The sequence below is a fragment of the Clostridium sp. LXY-7 genome (genome assembly GCF_056172015.1).
This window is the reverse complement of record NZ_JBLLJL010000002.1, coordinates 598564-625479: the sequence shown is the minus strand read 5'-3', so window position 1 is coordinate 625479 and position 26916 is coordinate 598564. Positions and strand designations below refer to the sequence as shown.

Sequence of the window (26916 nt, the reverse complement as noted above, 5' to 3'; positions counted from 1 at the left end):
CTCCTTTAATTATTTATGAATTTTATGATAAATAAAATAGTTAAATTGCTTATTAAATCTCTTCTCCCATTCTTCTATAAGTTCAGCTCTAAATTTAGGATGAGCTATGTTAATTAAAGCTCTTGCTCTTTCCTTTAAAGATTTACCTTTAAGTCCAGCTATTCCATATTCGGTAACGACATAATGTATATCATTCCTAGAGGTGGTTACTGCGGCACCCTTCTCTAAAAATGGAACAATTCTAGATATAGTACCCTTGGCTGCGGTGGATGGCATTGCTATTATAGATTTTCCACCCTTAGATATATTGGCACCTCTTATAAAGTCTACTTGTCCCCCTACTCCACTAAATTGCTTTAACCCCATGGATTCAGCAGCTACTTGGCCCATTAAATCTATTTGTATACAGGAATTAACAGATACCATGTTGTCATTTTTGCCGATAATATAAGGGTCATTTACATAATCTACAGGATGCATCTCTATCATTGGATTATTATCTATAAAGTTATAGAATTTCTTTGTTCCCATGAAAAAGGACACAACCATCTTATCCTTATGAAGAGTTTTTTTCTTGTTATTGATTACACCTGCTTCAATTAACTCTAAAACTCCATCTGAAATCATCTCAGAATGTATGCCTAATTCTTTTTTATCTTTTAAAAATAGTAGTACCGCGTCTGGAATTGAGCCAATTCCTAATTGAAGGGTAGAACCATCATCTATAAGCTCTGCACAATTTTTACCAATAGCTTTTTCGACGTCTCCAATTTCACTAGGTTTTATCTCCATTATGGGATAATTAACTTCTACTATATGATCAATATCTTTTACATGAATAAAAGAATTTCCTAAAGTTCTCGGCATATTAGGATTTACTTCAGCTATGACAATATCTGCACACTCTGCTGCTGGTTTTGTGTAGTCATTAGATACACCAAAGCTAAAGAAGCCATGTTCATCGGGGGTAGAAACTTGAATTATTGCTACATTTACCTTTAAATACTCTTCTCTAAAAAGTCTAGGAATTTCTGAAAAGAAACAAGGGGTAAAATCAGCTCTTCCATCCGATATAGCAACTCTTGTGGATGGACCAGCAAAAAGAGAATTATGTTTAAAGTTAAATTCCTTTTCCTCTTGTACATATCCACCTGAACCCATTCCTATCATGTGAACAATTTCTATATTTGAAAACTTATCACTATCCCTTACCATTTCATCTATAACTGCTTTAGGTTCTCCAGCTGCATGGCCTATTACAACTCTATATCCACTTTTAATTTTTTCTGTTGCTTCGCTTGCAGATATAATTTTTTGTTTATATAATTCTCTCCAATCCATTGTTTTCTCCTTGTGCTCTCAATTATTCTTTTATCTTCGCAATATTTTTAGCTAAATTCTTTTTATCCTCAAGTTTTCCTTGTCTTGAAATCATAATTCTCTGTGCCTGAGGGGAACCAGCTCCATGCATAGATTCTGTTCTATAACCTACTGCTGCAGTTCCTAAGGTTATGTTTTCTATAAGCCTTAAAATCCTCATTCTGTCTTCAGTCGATACACTTGCAACACCTTTTAAATACTTTTCTACATAAGGACCTATTTTGGGATCTCTAAGATCTTTTTCTGAAGGCATAGTTACCATTAATCCTCCTGCAATATCTTCTGCTAATCTAGCTATTTCATAAGGAAATCTAGTTATATTTTGCTTACATACATTGGCAAGTAATAAATCTATTTGATAGTTTCCAGATTTTGTTTTGTGCCCTTCAGAAGAGCATGCTATCCCACAGCTATATAGGGTTTCATTCAAATGAATCATCTCTATAAGCTTATCCTTTATGTGAGATGCTTTGTTTGCACCATTGTAATCTGCTGCTGTGGCTGCAGCTCCAATAAGCACATCTCCTACACCAACTTTACATCCGCCATAGCTTTGTCTATGATAACCTGCAAACCTTTCTACTAACATTCCTGCAAATTCAGTTTCTCCATTTAAGAAGATTCTTTCATTAGGTACAAAAACATCCTCAAAAATAGTTAAAGTTTCATGGCCTCCAAAATTTGAATTTCCAATATCTATGTCAGCATCTTCTTCAATTTTTCTTGTATCGCAGGATTGACGTCCATATATACTAAATATCCCTTCTGTATCTACTGGTACAGAAAATGCCACTGCCCAATCCACATCCTCTGGCCCCATAGCTATGGTTGGCATAACAAGTATTTCATGAGAATTTATCATTCCAGTTTGATGAGCCTTTGCTCCCCTTACTACTATTCCATCTTCTCTTCTCTCCACTACTCTAAGATATAAATCAGGATCTGACTGGTTGCTTGGAGATAACCCTCTATCTCCTTTTGGATCTGTCATGGCTCCATCCACCACTAAATCATTTTCTTGAACATATAACATATATTCTTTAAATTTTTTATGATAATTAGTTCCACATGCCTGATCAATTTCAAAAGTAGTGCTATAAACTGCATTAAAAGCATCCATACCTACACAACGCTGAAAGCAAGAAGCAGTTTTTTGACCACATAATCTCTGCATTTTTACTTTATTTATTAAGTCTTCAGCACTTTGATGAATGTGGCAAAACCTATTTATTTTTTTCCCTGTGAGATTTGATGTGGCTGTCATAACCTCTGAATATTCATCATGTTGTGCTAATTCATAGGTCATAGCCACTGAATTTAGGGATGGTCTAATCATTGGATGATCCACTGGATTTTCTACTAATTTCCCAAATAGATAAACCTTAGTTTTTAGCTTCCTCAAACTTTCTATATATTCTTCTCTAGTCATTAATCCCATAAAAATTCCTCCCTTTCATTTATCTAATAATATTAATAGCAACTTCCATGCCAATTTTTAATATCTGTACAAACTCCCTATTCCCCTCAATTCTTTCAATAAAAAAAATCATATAGCCTAAAATTATCACTGAAAAATTGCAATAATTGTATGCTATATGATATAAACCCTATATTTATCAACACTCTCCACGGTGATATGCAATAATGCAACTATGCAGCATTGCATGTGAAAAATTTATTTATTTAAAATCATTTTCTGATCTAATCCTCATATATTTTTGTCTCTTCCTAATTAGGGTTGATGGATCTATTTTTAAGGCTTTTGCTGCAATCTTTATATTTCCATATCTTGTTAAAGCATCTGTTATAATCTCCATTTCCACCCTGTCCATAATTTCCCTTAAACTATATCCCTTTATGGAATAGTTACTTATGCTAAGTATGTAATCCTGTTCCACTCTTGTATTGCTAATCTCCTGTGGTAAACTACTTTCTTGTACCATGGTATTTTCGTTAATTATAATTTGTCTTTCTATAACATTTCTAAGCTCTCTAACATTTCCTGGCCATTCATAGTTATAAAGATATTCTAAGGTATCTTCACTAAAGCTACATTTAGAATTATATTTCTTATTTATGCTCTCTGTAAAATGTTCTATAAGTAGTGAAATATCCTCTTTTCGCTTTCTTAAAGGAGGTATTTCTATAGGAAATACACTAAGCCTATAATATAAATCTTCTCTAAATAGCTTCATATTTATTAATTCCTTTAAATCTTTATTGGTAGCTGCAATTATTCTTATATCTATAGAAAGTGACTCTGTGCCACCAACCTTTTCGATTTGCTTTTCTTGAAGCACTCTTAAAAGCTTAACTTGGGTGGTTAAAGGAAGCTCTCCTGCCTCATCTAAAAATATGGTACCTCCATCTGCTAATTGAAATAGTCCTATTTTTCCTCCTTTGTTAGCTCCTGTAAAAGCTCCTGGCTCATAGCCAAAAAGCTCAGATTCGATAAGACTCTCTGGTATTGCTCCACAGTTTATTGTTATAAAGGACTTGTCCTTTCTTGAGCTATTATAATGAATGTACTTTGCAATTCCCTCCTTGCCTACTCCAGTCTCCCCCAAAATCAATGCTGTGATATCTGTTTTTGAAATTTTTGTAGCACTCCTTAAAACCTGAACCATAGATTCATCTTTTATGACCATACCGCTAATGTCATATAGCTTTTCTTTCATCTGATTTATCCTTTTATCTTCTATAGAATGTCCAACATAACATTTATCCTTCTCCATAATACACCTCCTCTAATTAGTGAGTAATACTTTTAAACCCGTAACCAAATACCTCATATACATTATTTACTGTTACAAAGGCCTCTTTATCTGTTTCATTGATATAACGCTTTAATTTTGCAAACTCTCTTCTTCCTATAAGTACCACAATTATATTCTTTTCCTTATTTGTAAAGCCGCCTTTTCCATTGTAGAAGGTGGATCCCTTATTTAAATCCTTGATGATAAAATTGTTAATTTTATCATATTCATCACTGATTATAGTAACTTCCTTAGAAATGTTAATTCCCTCTATAACTGAATCTATGACAAATCCATTTATGATTACTCCTAGCATTGCATACATGGATAGCTTTGGTCCAAAAGCAAAGGCTGCAGCTACAGTGATGCTCAAATCTGATAACAATACACCCTTTCCTAAATCAATATGAAAAAATTTATTTAAAATCTTGGCTATGATATCTGTGCCTCCAGTAGAAGCATCTTGATTAAATACAATTCCCATGCCCGCACCAGATATTAAGATTCCAAAGACAAGTTCCAAAAATAGATCCCCTGTAATTGAATGTGTCAAATTTACTGTTTTCTCTAAAATTAACACCATAAAAGATACTCCAAAGCTAGAGTATATGGTTTTAATACCAAAATTACTTCCGATAAAAATGAATGCTACTATAAAAAGCACTATATTTATAATTATCATTATAGTCCCCACTGAAATATTAGGAATAAAGTAATTAATAACTAGAGCTAATCCATTAGCTCCCCCTATAGCTAAATTATTAGTCATTAAAAAAAAGTACATTCCACATGCTACCATGATAATTCCTAGATTGATTAACATAAATTCCTTAATTTTTTTACTCATAAAAATCCCTCCATTGATATTCTGTATTTGATTATGAAATATATTGCCCAAAAAGAAGAAAACCTCTTAACTCAAGAGTTAAGAGGCATAAAACCGTACAGATAAAACCTATATAAAAGTACAATAAATAACGCTTTTATATAGCTATCTTTTTATGACACCCCCCATCAACCGTAGAGTAATTAGTGTATCAATAAAGGCAGGTCTTCTGACTCTGGTTCATAGTTGCTTCAGCCTTCCCAATATAAATCAGTGGCATCTGTTAAGAAGCTTCTCCCCATTACAGCGGCGGGACCGTATAAGATTTTCACTTATTTCCCTTTTAAACAAAGCATTTAAAGCTTTGTACCTCTATCTGATATATTAAATTTTCCAATTACAACTTAATAGAAATTTTTAGAATTCAAAATTTTCTAATAATTATCGAAGTTGAAACACATACTTTTAAAATATCTCACCAATCTGAGTATATCTCTTCCATTAGTTTAATTCAAGAGGAGGTTTAAATCTAATTAAGTATTTTTACATTTTAATACATAAGCTGGAGGTACATTAACAATAACTTTCTCTAAACTTATGTCTCTAAAATAAGTATTAATATACTCCTTTTTAAATAGAGTATATTGAAAAGTTATAAATAAGCCTTCTTGCTTTAATACGTCCCTAGTTTTGTTTAATATGTTGTTAGAAACATCTTTAGGCAAACTAGTAAAGGGTAATCCTGAAACTATATAATCTGCTTTTTCAAATTTATATTGTTTTAAATATTTATCTATATTTTCTGCAGAATCGTTTACTACTATAATATTATTAAAATCAATGTACTTTTTCTTTAATTTTTCACAGAAATTTTCATTATATTCCAGTAATATCAACATTGTATGTTCTTTTTTCTCCTTTACTAGCTTGTCTGTAAATATTCCAGTTCCAGGACCGTATTCTATTATACATTCTGCACTGTCAAAATCTATGGAGCTAACCATCTTCTCTGCAAGCTTTTTAGAACTCGGAGCTATGGCGCCTATAGTTCTTGGTGATTTAATATATTCTATTAGAAATTTTATTGTACCCATACTAAAACCTCTCCCATTATTTTAATTTACTTCATTATTTTAGTATAAAATACAATTATTAAAATTTCATGTTAAAAATTCTTAATTTTTTCTAAACTTATTGTTTTCTGACTTTCTATTACTTATGACTATAGGTCTTTAAATACTATCCTAGTACCTCTTTAGCAATTTTTACTGACTCCTTAGCATCCTTTGCATAAAAATCTGCCCCTATGTTAAGGGCATATTCACTATTTAATACTGCTCCTCCTACCATTACTACGCAGTTATTACAGGATTTTTTCAAATCAACAATAGTTTCTTCCATATTCTTCACTGTAGTAGTCATAAGCGCACTAAGTCCTATTAGTTTCACATTATATTTTAGTGCAGTTTCTACTATTTCTTCCTTTGACACATCTTTACCCAAATCTATAACCTCATAGCCATAGTTCTCTAATAATACTTTTACTATATTTTTCCCGATATCATGAATATCTCCTTTTACAGTGGCTAAAATCACCTTATCCTTTAGAATATTAATATTTTTATCCTCTTTTAAACTTTCTTTAATTATTTCAAAGGATGATTTTACTACCTCCGCCGATTGTATAAGCTGTGGAAGAAATATTTTCCCCTTTTCATATTTATCTCCAACAAAATCTAAAGCAGGTATTATGCTCTCATTGATAATTTCTAAAGGCTCTTTGTTGGATAAAAGCAGCTTTGTAAGGGCTTTAGCGTGTTCCTTTGTGCCTTTTATTATCACCTCATAGAGATTACTCTCCACTACTTCCTTTGAAGTAGTGCTCTTTGATATCTCCTTATCTCCACTATTATAATTTTTTACATATTCAGTGGCTCCAATATCTTCATTAGAAAGTACTTGAAAGGCTTTTATTGTATCCATCATGCTTTTATCTAATGGATTTATTATTGGTAAATCTAGACCTGCATATAAACTGTTAGCCAAAAATGTCCTGTTAATCAGCTCTCTATTAGGTAATCCAAAGGATACATTAGAAACTCCAAGCAAGGTTTTAACGCCTAGTTTTTCCTTTACCATAGTAAGTGCTTTTAAGGTCTCATTGATCTCTTTTTGTTGAGCTGCCGCAGTGAGAGTTAGACAGTCGATATAAACATCACTCTTATCTATTCCATACGCCTGTGCCTTTTTTACAATTCTTTCTGCAATTTTAAATCTCTCTTCCGCAGTATTTGGTATTCCCTTTTCATCTAAAGTCAATCCCACCACTGCAGCTCCATATTTTTTTACTATGGGTAGAATACTATCTAATACCTTTTCTTCCCCATTCACTGAATTTACAATAGCCTTACCGTTATAAACTCTTAAGCCCTTTTCTATAACCGCAGCATTGGTAGAATCTATTTGAAGAGGTGTATTTAATATGGATTGTAGTTCTTTAATTATTTTTACTATTATCTCTTCTTCATTTATATCAGGAAGCCCTACATTTACATCTAAAATATCCGCCCCTGCCTCTACTTGAGCTATAGCTTCTCTTAAAATATAATCAATGTCTCCCTTTCTTAAGGCTTCCTTAAATAGTTTTTTTCCTGTGGGATTAATTCTTTCTCCTATTACTTTTACTCCATTAATAAAGACAGTTTCTGAAGGAGTACATACAGCATTTAAGGGACTACATTCTAAGAGAGTTTGCTTTACATCTTTAACTGCCCCTGACAAATCTCTTATATAATCGTCGGTAGTACCACAGCATCCCCCAATTATGGAAACACCTTTTTTAATAAATCTACGTCCATAAATGGCGAATTCCTTAGAGGATACGTCGAAGATAGTTTTACCTTCTACCACCCGTGGAAGCCCTGCATTGGCTTGAACCATAACGGGGATTTTTGAAAATGACAAGATTTCATCAAGGATAGGCTCAATATCTCTGGGTCCTAAGGAGCAGTTTATACCAAGGGCATCTACTCCAAGCCCTTGAAGTACCATGACCATGGCAGAGGGACTGCAACCAGTAAAGGTTCTTCCATTTTTCTCAAAACTCATGGTACAAAATACAGGTAAGTTGGAGTTTTCTTTAGCTGCAAGGACAGCAGCTTTAGCCTCATATAAATCTGTCATAGTCTCAATTAATATTAAATCTACTCCACTTTTGACCCCTTGAGTTACTTGTCTTTCAAAAATTTCATAGGCTCTTTCAAAAGATAGAGTCCCCATAGGTTCTAATAATTCCCCAATAGGTCCTATATCTAAAGCTATAAGTGTTTCTTCATCCACTATAGCTTCTCTAGCATTACTTATTGCTTTGTGAATTACCTCTTCTACAGTAAATTCAGTATTCTTAAGTTTTATTTCATTAGCGCCAAAGGTATTTGAAGTTATAACCTGTGCTCCTGCTTCAACATAACTTCTATGAGTTTGAATTATTTTCTCTGCTTCTCTTATATTTAAAATTTCAGGTAACTCCCCAGTTTTAAGTCCTATCTTTTGGAGCATTGTACCCATAGCTCCGTCAAAAATTAAAATTCCTCTTTCCAATTGTTTTTTAAGCTTCACAACCCTTACCATCCTTTCTAAATTCGCAGGTAGAATATTTATTACAATTTAGACAATTTCTCTTTTTACTTTCATAGGTATTATCTATAATCCCTACCACTGCAGTTACTGATTTCCTAGGAAGTAATATGCTGTGGTCTGATACTGTAAGTCCTATGGTCTTATTGCCTTCAAGTACTGAGATAAAGTCCTTCTGTGAATCAATAGGTAAATCTCCATAACCTGGGCTAAATCTCCAAGTCAGCCTTTTGTTTTTAGCTATTAGCTCTTTTTCTATAGTCCCACAGATTTCATCACAGGCTTCCTCGATAGCAGTGGTAGCACAGGCATCTAATATAAGTGCCTTGGTCATATTTATTTTTTCATAGTATCTTATTTTCATATCTATCTCACTACCTAAAGTTACTGCTATTAATATGCACTGCTGTGATTTTTCTAAATGCTTATATATATCCCTTCCTAATAATTTCATCTTGGTATCTAGTAAAATTATTTCATCTTTACCTCTATCTATATTAAAAGGTTTATACACATACCTTACTTTTGCTAAATTTCTCATTTCTTCTATGGTTTCTTCAATTAAATTATTCATATCTTTTTCTAAGGTTTGATTTTTAAAACCTAAGTATCTTAGTACTTCTTCTTTTCTAATTGTTAGATATTTCATTATTCTTCACCGTAAATATTTAAACTAAACCCCTTCTCTAATATACATCTAGTATATTCTTTAGCACCAGATAAAGATAGGTCCATATAATTTCCACATTGAATTTCATTAGCAGCGGGAACAGCTTCTTTATTATTTATGGATTTCAATAGTGATGCAACGCCTTCACTTATCTTGGTTGCCACATAGGGATTATTCATTGTGTAAAGATGAATTCCTCTAACACCTGTGGAAATTAAATCTACTATTTGATCGATGGCATAGGCAATTCCAGCATCTCTTAGTGCTTCTTTGTCATGCTCATATCTATTTATTATCTTTATAAATTTTTCTGGGAGAGTAGCTCCACAAAGGGAAACTACTCTCTCAATTTGTTTTTTATTAGTTACAGGCATTATGCCCGCCTGTATAGGTAATTTAATCTTCTTTTGCTCCACTTTATTAGAAAAATCATAGAATAGATTGTTATCAAAAAACAGTTGAGTAATAAGATGATCTGCCCCTGCATCTACTTTCATCTTTAGAAATTCTATATCCCTGACTAAATTTCTATTTTCTATATGACCTTCTGGATAACAGGCAGCTGATAGATGAAACTTATTCTTTGATTTTATATATTTTATTAATTCACAGGCTTGATTAAAATCACCAATGTTTTCACTATCCCTTGAAATATCCCCCCTAAGTGCTAATATATTATGCACAGAATTTTTCTTTAAATTTTCTAAAACATTATCTATTTGCTCTATACTAGAGTTTATGCAGGTTAGATGTGCTAGTGGTTCTATTCCATATTTGTTTTTAACTAAAGAAGTTAATTCGCAGGTTCTATTATCATTAGTACTTCCTCCTGCACCATAGGTTACACTTATATAATCTGGGGTAAGACGACTTAAAGCCTCTATTGTGCTATAAACCGTCTCTATTGGGGAAGTAACCTTTGGAGGGAAAATCTCAAAGGATAGTACTACTCTTTTTTCTTCAAATAAATCTTTAATATACATGTTTTATCTCCTTTGCATTATCTTAATGTACTTATATAGTTCTCATATTATCTAGATGAATTCTGCACTATCTAGTTTTATTTAGGGCTTGGTTTAAGTCGTATATTATATCTTCCACATCCTCTATACCAATTGACAATCTTATCATATCTGGGGTTACACCAGCGGCCCTTTGTTCCTCTTCATTAAGTTGGCTATGAGTGGTGCTTGCAGGATGAATAACTAAGGATTTTGCATCTGCCACATTGGCAAGATGAGAAAATATTTCGAGGTTTTCTATAAATTTCTTTCCTTCCTCTACTCCACCTTTAATTCCAAAGGTAAAAATAGAGCCTGCACCCTTTGGTAAGTATTTTTGTGCTAATGTATAATATTTATTTCCTTCTAGACTTGGATAGTTAACCCAAGATACAAGAGTATGACTATTAAGAAACTCTACTACCTTTTTTGTATTAGCTACATGTTTTTCTATTCTTAGGGATAAGGTCTCTAGCCCTTGAATGAATAAAAAGGAATTAAAAGGACTAATAGCTGCCCCTGTGTCCCTTAATAGTTGAACTCTAGCCTTGGTAATAAATGCAGCTGGTCCTACATCTTGAGCATATCTTATACCATGATAACTAGAATCTGGTTCAGTAAGACCTTTAAATCTACCACTGCCTATCCAATCAAACTTTCCTGAATCTACAATAATTCCTCCTATGGAAGTTCCATGACCTCCAATAAATTTAGTAGCAGAGTGAACAACTATATCTGCTCCAAATTCTATAGGTCTTATAAGATAAGGAGTGCCAAAGGTATTATCAACAATTAGTGGAAGTCCATTTTCATGAGCAATTTCTGCTACTGCTTCAATATCTATTAAATTTATCCCCGGATTTCCTATGGTTTCAATGTAAATTCCCTTAGTATTCTCATTTATAGCATTCTTAAAATTTCCTGATTCATCTGGATTAACAAAAACAGTTTTTATACCATAGTTAGGAAGAGTAGTTGAAAAAAGATTATAAGTGCCTCCATATAAAGTGCTGGCAGCAACTATTTCATCTCCTGCACCTGCAATATTTAAAATTGCATAAGTTATTGCTGCAGAGCCTGAAGCCACTGCTAAGGCACCTATTCCACCTTCTAGAGCAGCAACTCTTTTTTCAAATACATCAGTGGTAGGATTCATGATCCTTGTGTAAATATTTCCTTCTTCCTTTAGTGCAAATAGGTTTGCTCCATGCTCAACACTATTAAACACGTAAGAGGTAGTTTGGTATAGTGGAACTGCTCTTGAACCTGTAGTTGGGTCTGGCTCTTGTCCTCCATGTACTTGTAATGTATCAAATTTTAACTTTCTTTCACTCATTTTAATCTCTCCTCAATATATTAATTTTTAGCTTTGTTTTAAATGGTAGTTCATTATCAACACTATATTAAAATAAAGCCTAATTTTTGAATAAATTTCATTTAAATTAAACAATTCAGCGTTGAAAATTACTTTTTATTTCCACTGATTAAATAAATTTTAACCTTGTAAATCTATAATAAATATTCATCTTTAAAAATAAGAAAAGCCCCCTTTCCCAAATAATTTTGATGAAAGAGAGCTATATTAATTAGCTTTATGAAGTAAATATCTTCTCCCTCATCTTTCTTTAGGTAAAACACCTAAGTAGGATTTAGCACCTTTTCAGACAAATGGGTCTGAAGGTTGCCGAGGTTTCATAGGGCCAGTCCCTCCACCTCTCTTGATAAGAGTATCTTATTAAATTTTGTATAACTTTTAATTAAAACTTCATAGCTTTAATTAAAATAAAAAAAACTCTTTGCTTGAAAGAGGTTTAATAACAATTATTCCTTATCTTTCAGCATTGCTGTAGGATTTAGCACCATGTATAATTAAATACTGGTTGCTGGGCTTCATAGGGCCTATCCCTCCGCCTCTCTTAATAAGATTTTTATTAATTTTCTAAAATTATAACAATTATCTGATAAATTGTCAATGGTAATATTTCATAAATGTCTTCTACAATAATTCAAACAATTCATATTCTTAATAATATTACTTAATATCCTAAATTTGTATTTACTTTATTACTTTAATGTGGTAATGTTTTTATATGCTGTACTTTCCCTTTAGAATTGAGTTCTTTACCGTTAATGCATTCAGAAAATCCTAAAAGGTAGCTCTTAGACAAGAGCTACCTTTCCTCCTTTATAGAGACTTATGTTTTTGATGCGTTTTAAGTTGTTATTAGTATTTACTCATCTCTATATCTTGTTACTCACATGGGATCTAATATACTGTACTAAATAAGCTATTTTCTTAAGAATATTCCATCTATTAAACCGTATTCCTTTGCTTCTTCTGCTGACATAAAGAAATCTCTCTCCATATCTTTTTCTATCTTTTCCACAGGTTGCCCTGTGTTTTCGCTATAAATTCTATTTATTTTGCTTTTTGTCTTTAATAACCAATCTGTGTGTATTTTTAAATCTGTAGCTTGACCTTGCATTCCTCCACTGCTAGGTTGATGAATTAATATTTCACTATTTGGCAATGAAAATCTCTTTCCTTTTGCACCAGCAGCTAACAAGAAAGACCCCATACTTGCAGCTAAACCCATACATATGGTGGAAACGTCTGATTTTATATATTGCATTGTGTCATAAATTGCAAAGCCAGCGGTAACTGATCCACCTGGACTATTTATGTAAAAATAAATATCCCTATTTGGATCTGCAGATTCTAAATATAACATTTGAGCAATAATTAGACTTGCAGTAGAATCATCTATAGTATTACTCAATACAATTATTCTATCATTTAATAGCCTTGAATAAATATCATAGGAATACTCTCCACGGCCAGTTTGCTCTACAACAACAGGTACATAACTCATTAAAACTCACTCCTCATTTACATTAATATATTAGCTAAATATTATACATTTATTAAGCGGCCATCTTCATTGTGCTTTCTATTCTAGTAGGAGATGCTACATCAACTTTTATAACATTTGCCTTTTCATAATAAATAATCTTCCTCTCAGCATTTCTGCATTCCCTAGGAGTTATACCATAAATCTTCTTAAAAGCCCTTGAAAAGGATTCCTCTGAACCAAAATTATATTTTAGCGCAATATCAGTAATCTTATCCTTTGTTTCAACTAACTCTACTGCTGCCTCCGCAAGTCTTCTTTTTCTTACATAGGTCATGATAGTTTCTCCAACTATACTACTGAAAAGCTTATGAAAATAAAACTCTGAAAAATAGCATTGCTTAGCTAGGTCACTCAATTTTATTTCATCACATAAATTATCTTCAATATACTCAATAGAGTTTTGAATTCGTGCTTCATAATCCATGATATATCCTCCTTGTGTGCATCTTTATTAATTATTATATTACATTGATAATGAAAATACCTGTCATTCCTTGCTGTGTTTATTTATTATGGTAATCAATATTTTATGAGAAGTTTTTCTATAATATCTAGGGTAATTATACTACCTACCATTAAAATGATACAATAAATTTCGTGAAAATATTCATGATAAATTAAGCCTAAAAATAAAAAAAGACTCATAGAGTCTCTTCAAATTATATATGTATATATTCAAACTAATTCTTATAGTTTTCCATTTTAATCAAGAGATGTCTATTATTTAGTCTCAATGCTAAAAGGAACTCTATTATCCAATCCATTGGCTATAGCTTGACCTATTTTATCAGAACCTAATTTATCATATAAATCAGTATCAACCTTACTATCTAAAAAGAAACATTCTACTATTATTGCTTCACTATTAGTGCTATTTAATTCAAATAGGTTTTTAGAATATTTTATACCTCTATTCTTGAAACCTAATTTCTCTAAATTACTTAATATAGCCTTTCCTTTTTTTATAGCCTCGGCAGAATTACTATCATAAACCCACACTTCACTGCCAATAGCATAATCTTGAACTGTGCTATAAGCTTTATTTAAGTGCACTGAATAAAAGAAATCTGCATTATTGTCATTTGCTTTATTTACACCATATTTTAAATCATCAACTTGATTCGGTGGATCATGGTATGGTGTACAATCAATGATGTCAGTAACAGGGTTAAGATGATTGAAAGAGCTAGTAAATATTTTTCTAGCTTCCGTAGATTCATCCAGTATTAAACTTGAACCTACAGCCTTAAAATTATGCCCTGCACGACCAGCAAGTTTGTAGTTACGGTCTATTGGAACAATGGCATTTACTCTTGTCATTAATCCGTTAGCAAAGTTAATTACGCCTTGATTATTTTTTGCTGTTAAAAGGCTATTAACACCTTGCTTTGCAGTTGCTATATCATTAGTTTTTTTAGTACTTTCTGCATTAGTGACTAATTTAAGCACATTTGCCATTAACATCTGTTGATATTTGTCTACTGCTGAGGACCAAGCAGCAGTATAGGGTTTGTTTCCTTCATATGTATCGAAACTTATTACTAAATCCCTAGCTTTGTTTACATCAGTTTGAGGTATACTAGTCTTAGGCTGATTATTCTTATCAAATAACAGTCCCATAAAATCTTCAAACAATTTTTGTTGCACCATATCTGTTTGTTTTGAAAATTCACCAATAGCCCAAGAAGCGCTACTGCCTTTTAATTGATTAATTGCATATCTTGCCTTATTTATAGATTCTTGAGTATAGCTATTCTTACATAGAGTTACAGCTTCAAAAGCATTTGCATATAGCTTGTCCGCACTTGGAGCAGCCGCTATAGCATTTGTGAATGTACTTAATAAGAATAGAACGCATATTACCATGCTCATTACTGTAATTTTTAGCTTTTTATTCTTCATCAAATTCCTCCTTTGTATAATTTAATTCCTCACTATCTTAACATTTAATAAAAGATTATACAATAAATCATAAATAATATATAAACCTATAATATATGTTTAATATGTAATAGATTTATATATTATTTGCATTTTTATAGACTTTCATATGGTTACATGATACTATAATACATAATAAGTAGTATTTAAAACTATTTTTGAAAATCCAAAAATATCAAAAGATCCTTTTATGTAAAGGTAGTACTTTAATAGTACTACCTTTTCCTTTTATATTACTAGCCTATAATGTCTTGTTTAACATCATATAATAGTATAGTTATAGTATCTTTTTCCCTTATTTTCGTCTTAGGTTTTACTGTAGTATTATTCACAAGTATTCTTCCGCTCTCTATCCAATGTATTATTTCTCCTCTACTCTTATCACATATTCTCCCTCCTAAAAATTTATCTATTCTCACGCTGTCAGTAAGCACATTAAGACCAATTTGTATTTCTTTAAAACCTTCAGTTATAAGCTGATTTATTATCAAAATTTCTTGAAGACTTAATCTGTTTTCTATATACTCAGGGTTGTTCTCCAATTTTGGGATAGCCTTAAATATACTAATTCTTTTGTTCCACGTATGACCATTAACACATTTGTAAATAGCAAAATAGTGAATATTTTTTCCATTTGCATTTTGTCTTCTTTTTAGTGAATCTTCAAAAATCACCTTTTTACCACAATTATGACAGTATCTTTCCTCTTTTTGTACCTCTATATTGAATATCTCCCAATTTAAAGTTAATATATTTCCCATATTCCTTACCTCCATATATTCTAAATTCATGGCAAGGAATATAAATATTATTTATATTTATTTGTTGTTTTGGTAATGATTTCATCTTTAAATTTTATACTCCTTCCATTTAACGATTACAATTCATTACCTTATTTGATGGTGTCATATAGTGCTTCCCTCCTCTCTTGTAGTGCACTATTTAGTTAATAAAGCTGTAAAATTAAAAAGGCTGTAAGAAGGCATATCTTCTTACAGCTCTTAGTATTGTTTTTGAAATTTTCTACCATAGAATCATTACTAAATAGACCATAGTTATCTAGAATTTCTACTCTTAAGAAGAGTTCATAATCCTAGAATTCCTTGGTAATTATAAATTTTCTATATTAAAAGTAGAAACCATCTATAAAATCTAATACTGAAATGCAAGTTATCTCCTACATTGCTTTATTTCATAAAAGAGTACACTAAACTAACCTAATTAGCATTAGTCAAAAAGCTCTCTTAGAAAATTTTATTCACTTAAGTTTAGCGAATATTAGCAATGTGCTGGTTTCATAACCTACACTCCTCCTTTACTACAACATTATTCTTATAGTAACATAATTAAATAGAATATTCAATATATTTCAAAAATAACCTTCAGTGTCTAAATTCACACCAAAGGCTTTAAAGTATTTATCTTATTATGTTTTAATCTTCAATAAACTTTACTAGCTCTCTATTAAATTTCTCCTTCTCTTCCCAAAATAAACCATGGCCACTATTTTCAAAAGGTATAAGTTTAGAATTCTCAATTTCTTTCTCCTGTGCTATTGCTAATTGGAAGAAACAAACTTTATCATGAACGCCATGGAAAATCACAGTAGGAACATGTATTTCTTTTAAATCTGAGAATAGTGTCTCATCTCTCAGTGAAATTGCTAATTTTGCTGTGGACCATCCTGCTGCTTGCAATCCCATTTGGAAGAACCAATCTGAGAATGGTGCTGTTATATATTGAAAGAAAAACATATCTCCAAATCCTTCTAACATTTTAGGTCTGTCATTATAAGTATCTTGAATCATCTTATCCACAGCTTCTTTATCCTGTCCATAAGGAAAATCTGAACGTTTAGTAAAACTTGGAGCTGCTGCAGCAAAAAGAGCAAGCTTTGATACTCCATAACCATTGTGACGAGCCATATACCTAATAGAAATAGCTCCACCTACAGAATGTCCTGCTAATGTAAAATTTTTTAATTTAAGTGTTTCAACTATACATCTAATATCGTCAGCTAGTCTGTCATAATTGTATCCTGACCAAGGTTTATCCGAATTCCCAAAACCTCTAATATCAATTCCTATACATCTATAGCCCATTTTGGGAAGTTTATTAAATTGATATTCAAAGAGATTATGGTTTGCTGGCCAGCCATGTATAAATAATATGGTTTTATCTGCATCTGGATTAATATCCTCTACATAAATTTTTACTGTTGGTTCTACTTTAACATAGTATCCCAAAGGTATTCCTCCATTAATAAAATTCTTTCATTAACATGTTATTCATTAAATATAAATAGGTGAGCTATTGTAAGAATATTTCCATATGTCTTATAGCGATTTTAACCTAAACAGATTACCCTGTATCAACAGTTTAATTGGTAAGAAAATTATCTTTTAGTTTACAAAATCTTTGTTATAAATACGAAATTAGTCCCTTGTTACTCCTTCCATATAATTAATTCCTCATTTAAATTGGAATACTGAGGGTAACATCAGTTCCCTCTCCCTCTATGCTTTTAATTGACAGCCCTTGTCCATATTCATTAAGTAGCCTCTTATTAACATTTTTCAATCCAATACTACCTGTTAAGTTGTTATTATCTAGTAAACTTTTCAACTTTTCAGTGGATATCCCTAATCCATCATCATGAACAATAATTTCAAGAGTATTATTATTAATAGTTACAGATATCCATACAGTTCCTCCAGAAATACGATTCATGAGGCCATGACGTATTGAATTTTCAACTATTGGTTGGATTATTAATGCAGGTATATGGTATCCTAAAACTTCATCTTCAACATCAAATTCAACCTTAAGTCTATCTCCAAATCGTGCTTTTTCAAGTTCTATATAGGATTTAACGAGAGATATCTCCTTTCTTAAACTGATATATGAATTATATGGGTCAAGGTCAAGGTTGCAACGTAAATAATTGCTTAATTCGCCAATGAGCCTTCCAGCTCTCTCTCCATCACTATAGCACAAGAACATGATTACACTTAAGGCATTATATAAAAAATGTGGTTTTATTTGAGATTGTAAAAATATTGTCTCAACTTTAATAGCTTCCTTTACGACCTCTTTCATTTTTTCAAGGGTCCCTACCCTAGCCTTTAACTCTTTACCATCAAAAGGTTTAACCAAAAAATCATTTGCACCAGCTTCAAGTCCAGTAGCTATATCCTCTGAAGTATTTCTCACAGTCATAAGCAGTATAGGTAACTCAAAAATTCTATATTCTTGCCTAATCTTTTTACACACCTCATAACCTGAGAGACCAGGCATCATCACATCAAGTAATACTACGGATATATCTTTATGAATTTTTATTAGTTCTAAGGCTTTAAAGCCATCGTAGGCAATTAATATCTCATACTTCTCCTCATTAAATATCTCCTGCAGCACTTTGATATTAGAAACCTCATCATCAACAATTAAAAATTTAACCTTTTTAAGATTAACTTTATTATAGTTATCCTTCATTTCTACACTAGAAAGTTCTCCATTACCATGCCTAGCATTGATATTTTTACTTTTATTCTCTCGCTTTTCTTCATTCAGTTTTTTCCTTTGGTCTTCATTAGCTATAGGAATTTTTACAACAAAGATTGAACCTAAATTAGGTTTTGACCACTTTAAATACAAATCTCCATCTAGATTTGAAGCAAGTAATTTTGAAATAGAAAGTCCTAGTCCTGAAGAAGTATATTCAGTAAAATTTACATCTTGATTACATTTATTTTCTATAAAAAGTTCCTTCTGAGCATTTTCATCAATTCCTATACCCGTATCTACAATACTTATATGTATGAAATCGTCTATCCTCTCTGCACTAATTTCCACATAGCCTTTTTCAGTATATTTAAGAGAATTGCTTATGAGATTTACAATAATTTGCTTAAATCTATTTTCATCTGTATAGATGTAATAAATTCCTACTGGTATACTATTTATAAGTTTTATACTATCATCTTTTCGCATGTATTTTAAAACCTCAATCATAGCTTGTACAGTCCCATTTATATCAAATATCTTTTTATTTAATCTAATGCTTCTAGTTCTCAAACTTTGAAAATCAATTATGTCATTTACTAGGCTAGAAAGCCTTGTTGCCATAGAAACTATATGAGATAAATTTTCTTCTTGCCTTTCTGTCATAGAACCTTCATTGGAAGTCAATGTAGCTTCAGCAATGTTTATTATGCCATGCAAAGGGGTCTTAAATTCATGAGAGGTATTTATTAAAAATTCGTCTTTTATTTTATCTGCGGCTATTAACTTATGGCTCATGATTTCTAACTCTATATAGGCCTTTCTGTATTGCCCTAGAAGCATAATAGCTATTCCAATCAATAAGAACAATAAAGTAAATAAGTGTATGATATTGTTAGTTATTATAGAATAGTAATAAAGTATATTGCTAACATATTGAAACATAATAATCATGATTCCCACCAATATAAAGAAGGCATTTTTTCTATTTAAATAATTGTATTCTTCATAGATAACAGCTCTTAAAATTAAAGCTGCTATGAAAAAATAGGTTGATACACTTGATAGTGCTGTAATTTTTTCTATTATATAAGTTATGTTTATAGGTGATAGTAAAGCTAAGGTAATATTGATGGACATAGTAATTATTATAAATCTAAGAGTTTTAATAGGTATAAGGCTTTCATCTATTTCACTTATAAATAAACTTGTTAAGATTAAATTCAAACACACAGCGGCTATCTTTACTTTTATAATTATCATAAAAGGAATCATAGTAAAAATCTGATTAAAGATTTTTTCGTTACTGGTAGCAATAATATAAGCATAAACCATACAGGAAATGCTGAAGTATAAAAACCTCTTATCATCCTTTTTTTTAGTGTAAATTCCAAGATAATAAATACCTGTTAATAAAAGAAAGGATATACACATAGTATCCAAGGTATTTAACTTAAATTTATAATCCAATATATTTTTATCATTTCCCAAATAGATACTCTGTATAATTCCACCATTATAATAGTCTAGATTAGCTACTTGAATGATGATATCTATGGTGCTTCCTTCATAAGGGAAAAAATTAACCTGCGGTATTACATTTCCTATATACCCTCCTTCAAAGCTTGAAGATGGATTCCCACTGCCGCCTATCTCTTTTCCATTTATAAAAATCCTATTTGAGGTTCTTATGTTTATTGTCTTTAGTCCGTACATCTGAGCATTGTGATTTACTTTAATCTTAAGTCTATATGTTCCCACACCTTTATCAGAAATTATATTCTTCATCTCTTTTGTGTGCCATGGATTGGGAACCTTTATATAGAAATCTGGTAATAATAATTTATCCTCAAAATCTATGGGAGCTAAAAGTTCATTAGGATAAAATTCCCAATCACCATTAAGCTTTACATTTCCATTTTCACTAAAATTCCAATTAGTAAGATCCATAACTCCCTTTTCACATAAGGGAGCCCCAATAGTAGAGTTCTTGTTTATAAGGTGACCTATAATTATAATAACTACGATTATTGATATAGTAATAATTTTTCTTATAGAATTATTTTTCATTTTCTATGAATCCTCACTCTCTTAGATACAGATGTATCTTAAATTTTTCAATAAACTTTTACTAAAACTATCTATATTAATGTTTATATTGAAATTAAATACATCATTGCATATATTATACAAAGTTGTTGTTCTATTGTACATACTAGAGCTTTTTTTAGGCTTCCTATATGAAACTGTAGCTAAAAGTTGTAAAGTTATTTACTTATAGAGATAAGTTTAAAAAGGACAGTATCATTTTTTGATACTGTCCTTTATTCTTCATGTCAGAAAAGTGTAAAATTTCATTATAATTTTGCTAAATTAAAACTTAGTTTTTATTTTATAAAATTCTTAATTCGTCTGTGTAGAACCAAAGAATTAGTATCTACATCGAACTATAGTTAGCTAACTATGGGTTTATTATTTCAATTTGACATGTGCTTACGAAATCTACGTTATTACCACTGGTAAATACAACGACGCCAAATTCACTAGCAACAACAGTACCTGTAGCTACACTTTGACCACCAGCCCTAACATTGTTAACATTAATGCCTACTGGAAGTAAGCTTCGGATAGCTGCTTCGCAATCTGTATCACAACCTGGTGGTAGTGGATCAGGCACAGGGATATATTGAATTGTTGGATCATAAACAGCACTAGTTACCTTGATAGCTGCAATTCTACAAATATTATTTGAAGATGTTACAGTAGTTCCAGCAGCATTAGAAAGTTGGAATACTCCTGGATTAGCAGCTGTTACAACTGCAAATGGACGACCAGTAGAAGTGTTACCACTTTCCATAGTAACAACAACATTATCTGCACCATATCTTGTAATTATTTGCGGTAAAAGATTTTGAAGCTGTTCAATACAAGGACATCTTTGAGCGGGACCAGTCGGGCCAGTTGGACCAGTCGGACCAGTTGGACCTGTCGGGCCAGTTGGGCCAGTTGGGCCTGTTGGGCCAGTTGGGCCTCCTGATGGACCAGTTGGACCAGTTGGGCCAGTTGGACCTGATGGACCTGATGGACCTGTCGGGCCAGTTGGGCCAGTTGGGCCTGATGGGCCTGATGGACCTGATGGACCTGTTGGACCAGTAGGACCTGTTGGGCCTGTCGGACCAGTTGGTCTTACAAAAGCACAAGCATTTGGACAAAAGGATTCATTTCCGTTACTTATACACATTTATTTATAACCTCCTGTTGATTTCAATGAAATATGGATAGAGTTCAATCAAATATGAATATGGGTTTCGTTATAATATATTCTCAAATAAGTAAAAATGTTCACTTTAAAAATCTACCGTTGTTTTAGGTTTTTAAAAATTTCCATTATACTTTATTTCTAATACATAGTCGACACTATGGTCGCTAAAATATTATAAGAAGAACCACAGATAGTTTTTAAATATTATATAGCCTTTGTTTTGGTAATTTCTTCATTTAAGTGAAATTAAATATAATTACTAATATTATTGTTTCAGCAATTATCAGTTTAATAATTATACTTAAGTTAGAGCAATAATATTTATAATAGGTCCAATAATTTTTGTAGGATCTGTCTGACCAAAAGCTACTTGGAAAAGACTAGGTCTTCCATTACTTATACATATTTATTCATAACCTCCTATTAAACTTTAGATGTCATTATAATGTATTTAAAGAGTCATATTGCATAATTTTTTGTTATGAGTTAAATTTGCTTTTATTATAATATATTCAGATGTAGAAGAACTGTTAAAAGAATATATGATTTTATTTCAAAGTTGTTCTCTTAATCTTATAATATACTTTTTCAAAATCAATGTCCTTTTGTTTTATTTCCTCAATCTCTTCTTTATAATCAGCAAACAAATCCTTATAAATAAAAAGACGGTATGTTTCCATACCATCCCTATAGTTTCATGTTAAAGAAGTATAAATTTTATTATAATCTTAATAAATTAAAACTTAGTCTTTATTTTATGAAATTCTTATTCTATTGTAATTCCGGCACTTGCAAATCCTTCAATATCATTTAGAACTGATACTCCTGTAGCCGTTGCAGAAAATACTATTAATACACGTGTTTCTGCAGTAACTGCTATTGACAAGCCTGTGGCAATGTCACTAGTTATAGTTGCTATAGCAAGTGGTGCTGGAAGTGTTGGACTTAAAGCTAGAGTTGTAGCTAGTGTAAAGGTATTATTTGGTGGAGGTGGTGATACAAAGATGCTTGCACTAATAGTAACAACTCCAACTCCTACATTTACTACTGTAAGTGCGTTAAAGAATGCTGCAAATGCTGTTATTGTACCATCACGAGGAACTGAAAAAGCAAAGTCACCTGCGGCTACTGTAAGATTTAGTGGGTTTGCAAATGCTATAACACCTGAATTACCAAAACCTATTAATCCAGCAGTACCTGCTACTCCGCCAGCAATTGTTGATAGTGTTACAGGTATTGTACCTGATGCAAATGGCATTATTGCTCCTGTACCATTTGGGCCAGTCGGACCTGTCGGGCCAGTTGGACCTGTTGGGCCTGTTGGGCCAGTTGGACCTGTTGGGCCAGTTGGACCTGTTGGACCAGTCGGACCTGTTGGGCCTGTCGGACCAGTTGGGCCTGTCGGGCCAGTTGGACCTGTTGGGCCAGTTGGACCTGTTGGGCCAGTCGGGCCAGTTGGACCTGTTGGGCCAGTCGGACCTGTTGGGCCAGTCGGACCAGTTGGGCCAGTTGGACCAGTTGGGCCTGTCGGACCTGTTGGGCCAGTCGGACCAGTTGGGCCAGTCGGGCCTGTCGGGCCTGTCGGGCCTGTTGGGCCAGTTGGACCTGTTGGGCCAGTTGGACCAGTTGGACCAGTTGGACCAGTTGGGCCTGTTGGGCCTGTTGGGCCAGTTGGACCTGTTGGGCCTGTCGCGCCAGTTGGGCCAGTTGGACCAGTTGGGCCAGTTGGGCCTGTTGGGCCTCCTGATGGACCAGTTGGGCCTGTTGGACCAGTTGGACCTGATGGACCTGATGGACCAGTTGGGCCAGATGGACCTGTTGGACCAGTTGGACCTGTCGGGCCAGTCGGGCCTGTCGGACCAGTTGGACCAGTTGGGCCTGTCGGGCCAGTTGGACCTGTCGGACCTGTTGGTCCTGTTGGGCCGCTTGGTCTTACAAAAGAACAAGCATTCATACAAAAGGACTCATTTCCGTTACTTATACACATTTATTTATAACCTCCTGTCGAGTTTCCAATACGGATAGGGTTTTCATTATAATATATTCAAAGATAAGCAAAAATGTTCACTATCAAAGTCCCGCATTGTATTTAGTTCTTTTAGAAAACTAAATATTACTTAGAAATAAAATCTTAAAATTTAGGGTATTTTTATTATCTGCCTTTGACTAACTTACTTGCAGAGAAATTTACAAATATAGTTAGCTTAGCTTTTGAATCAATATAGAGGCATTGGCATTAATTCTAGTTCCGCCTGCTAGCGTTTGCAAGGTAACTGCCGCAGCACTTGTATGATTTTTCAAGGTTAAAACATCACCTGAGGCTGCAGTTATAATTACCATACCTGGGTTTGGCTGAGTTCCAGCACCGGAACCGTAAATAGCCCCGGCAACAGGAGCTCCATTTTGGAAAACTGCAAATTGGCTTGGTTGTACACCAGAAGCATTAAACCAGACAGCATAGTCTCCTGCAGTGCCAATAGCAATTGTAGATGTTCCAGGTGCATGGGCAATGGTACCTACAATGACACCGTTAGTGCTAAAAATTACATCTGCTTCTAATGCAACAACTTGGGCTAGTACATTATAAATATAGGCATATTCAGATAATCCCTGAGAGCCGGTTGGACCTGTTGGCCCAGTGGGACCTGTTGGGCCTCCAGCTGGTCCTGATGGACCTGTGGGTCCAGTGGCACCTGTGGTTCCTGTAGCGCCTGCCGGACCTGTTGGTCCTGTGGCGCCCGTAATTCCTGCCGGTCCTGTTGCTCCTGTGGGACCTGTTGGGCCTCCAGCTGGTCCTATTGGACCTGTTGGTCCAGTGGCACCTGTGGTTCCTGTAGCTCCTGCCGGACCTGTTGGTCCTGTGGCGCCCGTAATTCCTGCCGGTCCTGTTGCTCCTGTGGGACCTGTTGGGCCTCCAGCTGGTCCTATTGGACCTGTTGGTCCAGTGGCACCTGTGGTTCCTGTAGCTCCTGCCGGACCTGTTGGTCCTGTGGCGCCCGTAATTCCTGCCGGTCCTGTTGCTCCTGTGGGACCTGTGGGTCCTCCAGCTGGTCCGATTGGGCCTGTTGGGCCTGTTGGTCCTGTTGGGCCTCCAGCCGGTCCGATTGGTCCTGTTGGCCCAGTGGCGCCCGTAACTCCTACTGGTCCTGTTGGTCCTGTGGCTCCCGTAACTCCTGCCGGACCTGTTGGTCCTGTGGGACCTGTGGGTCCTCCAGCTGGTCCGATTGGACCTGTTGGCCCTGTGGCGCCCGTAACTCCTACTGGTCCTGTGGGTCCTGTGGCTCCCGTAGCTCCTGTTGGACCCGTTGGACCTCCTGATGGTCCTGTTGGTCCTGTTGGGCCTGTTGGTCCGCTAGGTTTTACAAAGGAACAAGCACTACAAAAGAACTCATTTCCATTACTTATACACATCTGTTTATAACCTCCCATTGAACTTTATATATTTAGTAGGGTTTTCATTATAATATATTTAAAGAGTCATATTTCATAATTTTCTTTTATCTGGTTAAATTAACTTTTAATATAATATATTCAAAGATAGGCGAACTGTTAAAATACATAGATAATTTTGGTTCAAAGTTCTTACATTAATCCTATAATGTAAGATTTAAGTTCCTGTATTAACATATTGTTGATATAAGAAAAATCGGTACTTTGAGATCATTTATATTGATAATCTCAAAATACCGATTTGTATTTTTACTATAAAATAATTTTTAGTTTTCTGTTTACTAACCCATATCAAGAACGAACTACTTAGATTAGATTGTCTACTAAGAAACTTATCAAAATAAATAGATTTCATTTATTTGCTTGCCATAGCACGCTTTATAGGTGATAGCTTCAATATGACAGAAAGTATAGAAGCCATGGCTCTATGACTATAAAAGGCTTTATTATCAAAGATCAGATCTTGAAGGGTTCCTTTTTCTATTGCCATAAGTACTGTTCTATGTACAGTATTTGCTGGGGTTAAAATTCTTTTTTCTCTTGATACAAGCTTCATAGCTTTTGTAGGACAATTTCTTACACATACCTCACATCCAAGGCATACTTCCTCATTTATCACTGGTTTTTTATCTATTAAAGAAATAACTTCAACAGGGCATGCCTTAATGCATTTTCCACATCCAACACATTGACTGTCCTGAATCTTAGGAAGGGAATTAGTAGTTTCAATAGGGTGAAGAGCGCCAAATTTTTTTACAGCTTTTAATCCTTCACAACAGCATCCACAACAATTGCACAAAAAGCTAATTTGATTTCTTACATTTTCTCCACACTGTACTAAGTTTGCCTCATAAGATTTTTGAAGTACTTCCAAGCATTCTGAGGAATCTATACTCCTAGCATAACCGTGTTTAATTAATGAGTATGCAGTACTATCAAAAGTAAGGCAAGTATCCATAGGGGCAGTACAATCCCTTCCCAGATGATGCATTTTATGCCTGCAATAGCACATACTTAAACCTATGTGTTTTGCTTCTTTTATAAGATGGCTTGCTATCTCATAATCTAATATAGTTAGTGAATCTTCACTATTATTTACTTCTGGTAATACATCTTCAGATACAAAAACTCTTCCAAATCTTGTTTCCGTGCCTAAAAATAATTCCTTTATAAAATCTTCCTGTACATTTAAATATTGATGAAATAACTGAGAAAGTAGTTTCTGGTCCATAGCTTGGCTGGTTCTCATCAGTGTAAATTCAAAGAAACCTGCCATGGGAGGTGAAATAATAAATTTTCTTACTCCATGTTGATCAATATCTAAAATTAAAGCCTTAGCTGCAAGGCCGTCTAAGGCCTTCTCTGTCTCAGAAGAACTTACTTTCCATATCTTACTTGCAGTTTCTATGGTGAAAGGTTTTATAGGAAGCTGAGCTACCAAACTTGCTTCTCTTTCAGTATATAGAAACTTTAATATTTTATATAAAGTCTCTGAAGGTGGAGCACCTTGTGGAAATCTATTTATTCTTTCTTCTAGGCTTTTAAAAGCACTTTTTCCAACTATATGAGACAATT

20 protein-coding genes and 3 riboswitches are annotated in these 26916 nt (G+C 33.5%); all 20 genes read right to left on the bottom strand.

Annotation, left to right across the window (positions count from 1 at the left end; all coding sequences use genetic code 11):
- Window positions 1-9 precede the first annotated feature (9 nt).
- The 20 genes from ACI48Q_RS10095 to ACI48Q_RS10000 all read right to left on the bottom strand — a co-directional run bounded on the left by ACI48Q_RS10095 (window position 10) and on the right by ACI48Q_RS10000 (window position 26914).
- A complete protein-coding gene (locus ACI48Q_RS10095) occupies window positions 10-1341 on the bottom strand; it encodes an acetyl-CoA hydrolase/transferase family protein (RefSeq protein ID WP_474918955.1) in 1332 nt (443 codons plus the stop codon).
- A gap of 22 nt (window positions 1342-1363) precedes the next feature.
- On the bottom strand, window positions 1364-2818 hold the full coding sequence (locus ACI48Q_RS10090; protein ID WP_474918954.1) for a 4-hydroxyphenylacetate 3-hydroxylase family protein: 1455 nt from the start codon (window positions 2816-2818) through the stop codon (window positions 1364-1366).
- 241 nt (window positions 2819-3059) lie between these two features.
- A complete protein-coding gene (locus tag ACI48Q_RS10085; RefSeq protein WP_474918953.1) occupies window positions 3060-4115 on the bottom strand; it encodes a sigma-54 interaction domain-containing protein in 1056 nt (351 codons plus the stop codon).
- Window positions 4116-4131: 16 nt separating this feature from the next.
- A complete protein-coding gene (locus ACI48Q_RS10080) occupies window positions 4132-4983 on the bottom strand; it encodes a YitT family protein (protein WP_474918952.1) in 852 nt (283 codons plus the stop codon).
- A gap of 182 nt (window positions 4984-5165) precedes the next feature.
- Window positions 5166-5351: riboswitch (cobalamin riboswitch) on the bottom strand.
- A 144-nt stretch (window positions 5352-5495) separates the two neighbouring features.
- Window positions 5496-6056, bottom strand: coding sequence for a class I SAM-dependent methyltransferase (locus tag ACI48Q_RS10075; protein WP_474918951.1), 561 nt, complete (start codon window positions 6054-6056; stop codon window positions 5496-5498).
- A 145-nt stretch (window positions 6057-6201) separates the two neighbouring features.
- The gene (locus tag ACI48Q_RS10070) at window positions 6202-8580 is read right to left on the bottom strand and encodes a homocysteine S-methyltransferase family protein (protein WP_474918950.1); all 2379 of its coding nucleotides are present in this window, start codon (window positions 8578-8580) and stop codon (window positions 6202-6204) included.
- On the bottom strand, window positions 8570-9247 hold the full coding sequence (locus ACI48Q_RS10065; protein WP_474918949.1) for a methionine synthase: 678 nt from the start codon (window positions 9245-9247) through the stop codon (window positions 8570-8572). The genes ACI48Q_RS10070 and ACI48Q_RS10065 overlap by 11 nt, the downstream gene beginning before the upstream one ends.
- A complete protein-coding gene (gene metF / locus ACI48Q_RS10060; RefSeq protein WP_474918948.1) occupies window positions 9247-10251 on the bottom strand; it encodes a methylenetetrahydrofolate reductase [NAD(P)H] in 1005 nt (334 codons plus the stop codon). Before metF ends, ACI48Q_RS10065 begins: the two co-directional genes overlap by 1 nt.
- A gap of 67 nt (window positions 10252-10318) precedes the next feature.
- Complete coding sequence (locus ACI48Q_RS10055) at window positions 10319-11605, bottom strand: homocysteine synthase (RefSeq protein ID WP_474918947.1); 1287 nt, start codon at window positions 11603-11605, stop codon at window positions 10319-10321.
- A gap of 276 nt (window positions 11606-11881) precedes the next feature.
- A riboswitch (SAM riboswitch) is annotated at window positions 11882-11997 on the bottom strand.
- 97 nt (window positions 11998-12094) lie between these two features.
- Window positions 12095-12195, bottom strand: a riboswitch (SAM riboswitch).
- Window positions 12196-12557: 362 nt separating this feature from the next.
- On the bottom strand, window positions 12558-13142 hold the full coding sequence (gene clpP, locus ACI48Q_RS10050) for an ATP-dependent Clp endopeptidase proteolytic subunit ClpP (protein WP_474918946.1): 585 nt from the start codon (window positions 13140-13142) through the stop codon (window positions 12558-12560).
- Window positions 13143-13194: 52 nt separating this feature from the next.
- Complete coding sequence (locus ACI48Q_RS10045) at window positions 13195-13608, bottom strand: helix-turn-helix transcriptional regulator (RefSeq protein WP_474918945.1); 414 nt, start codon at window positions 13606-13608, stop codon at window positions 13195-13197.
- Window positions 13609-13904: 296 nt separating this feature from the next.
- The gene (locus ACI48Q_RS10040) at window positions 13905-15086 is read right to left on the bottom strand and encodes an N-acetylmuramoyl-L-alanine amidase (protein WP_474918944.1); all 1182 of its coding nucleotides are present in this window, start codon (window positions 15084-15086) and stop codon (window positions 13905-13907) included.
- A gap of 275 nt (window positions 15087-15361) precedes the next feature.
- Window positions 15362-15886 carry a S4 domain-containing protein gene (locus ACI48Q_RS10035; protein ID WP_474918943.1) on the bottom strand — a complete coding sequence of 175 codons (525 nt, stop codon included), beginning with the start codon at window positions 15884-15886 and terminating at the stop codon, window positions 15362-15364.
- Between the two features lie 672 nt (window positions 15887-16558).
- The gene (locus tag ACI48Q_RS10030; RefSeq protein ID WP_474918942.1) at window positions 16559-17371 is read right to left on the bottom strand and encodes an alpha/beta fold hydrolase; all 813 of its coding nucleotides are present in this window, start codon (window positions 17369-17371) and stop codon (window positions 16559-16561) included.
- A gap of 229 nt (window positions 17372-17600) precedes the next feature.
- Window positions 17601-20699 carry a hybrid sensor histidine kinase/response regulator gene (locus ACI48Q_RS10025; protein WP_474918941.1) on the bottom strand — a complete coding sequence of 1033 codons (3099 nt, stop codon included), beginning with the start codon at window positions 20697-20699 and terminating at the stop codon, window positions 17601-17603.
- 391 nt (window positions 20700-21090) lie between these two features.
- Entirely contained in the window at window positions 21091-21870 is a 780-nt protein-coding gene (locus ACI48Q_RS10020) for a collagen-like protein (RefSeq protein WP_474918940.1), read from the bottom strand.
- A 569-nt stretch (window positions 21871-22439) separates the two neighbouring features.
- Window positions 22440-22571, bottom strand: coding sequence for a hypothetical protein (locus ACI48Q_RS10015; protein WP_474918939.1), 132 nt, complete (start codon window positions 22569-22571; stop codon window positions 22440-22442).
- Window positions 22572-22657: 86 nt separating this feature from the next.
- A complete protein-coding gene (locus ACI48Q_RS10010; protein ID WP_474918938.1) occupies window positions 22658-23878 on the bottom strand; it encodes an exosporium glycoprotein BclB-related protein in 1221 nt (406 codons plus the stop codon).
- A 212-nt stretch (window positions 23879-24090) separates the two neighbouring features.
- On the bottom strand, window positions 24091-25302 hold the full coding sequence (locus ACI48Q_RS10005) for an NTTRR-F1 domain (protein ID WP_474918937.1): 1212 nt from the start codon (window positions 25300-25302) through the stop codon (window positions 24091-24093).
- A gap of 394 nt (window positions 25303-25696) precedes the next feature.
- Entirely contained in the window at window positions 25697-26914 is a 1218-nt protein-coding gene (locus ACI48Q_RS10000; protein ID WP_474918936.1) for a 4Fe-4S dicluster domain-containing protein, read from the bottom strand.
- Between the last annotated feature and the right edge of the window lie 2 nt (window positions 26915-26916).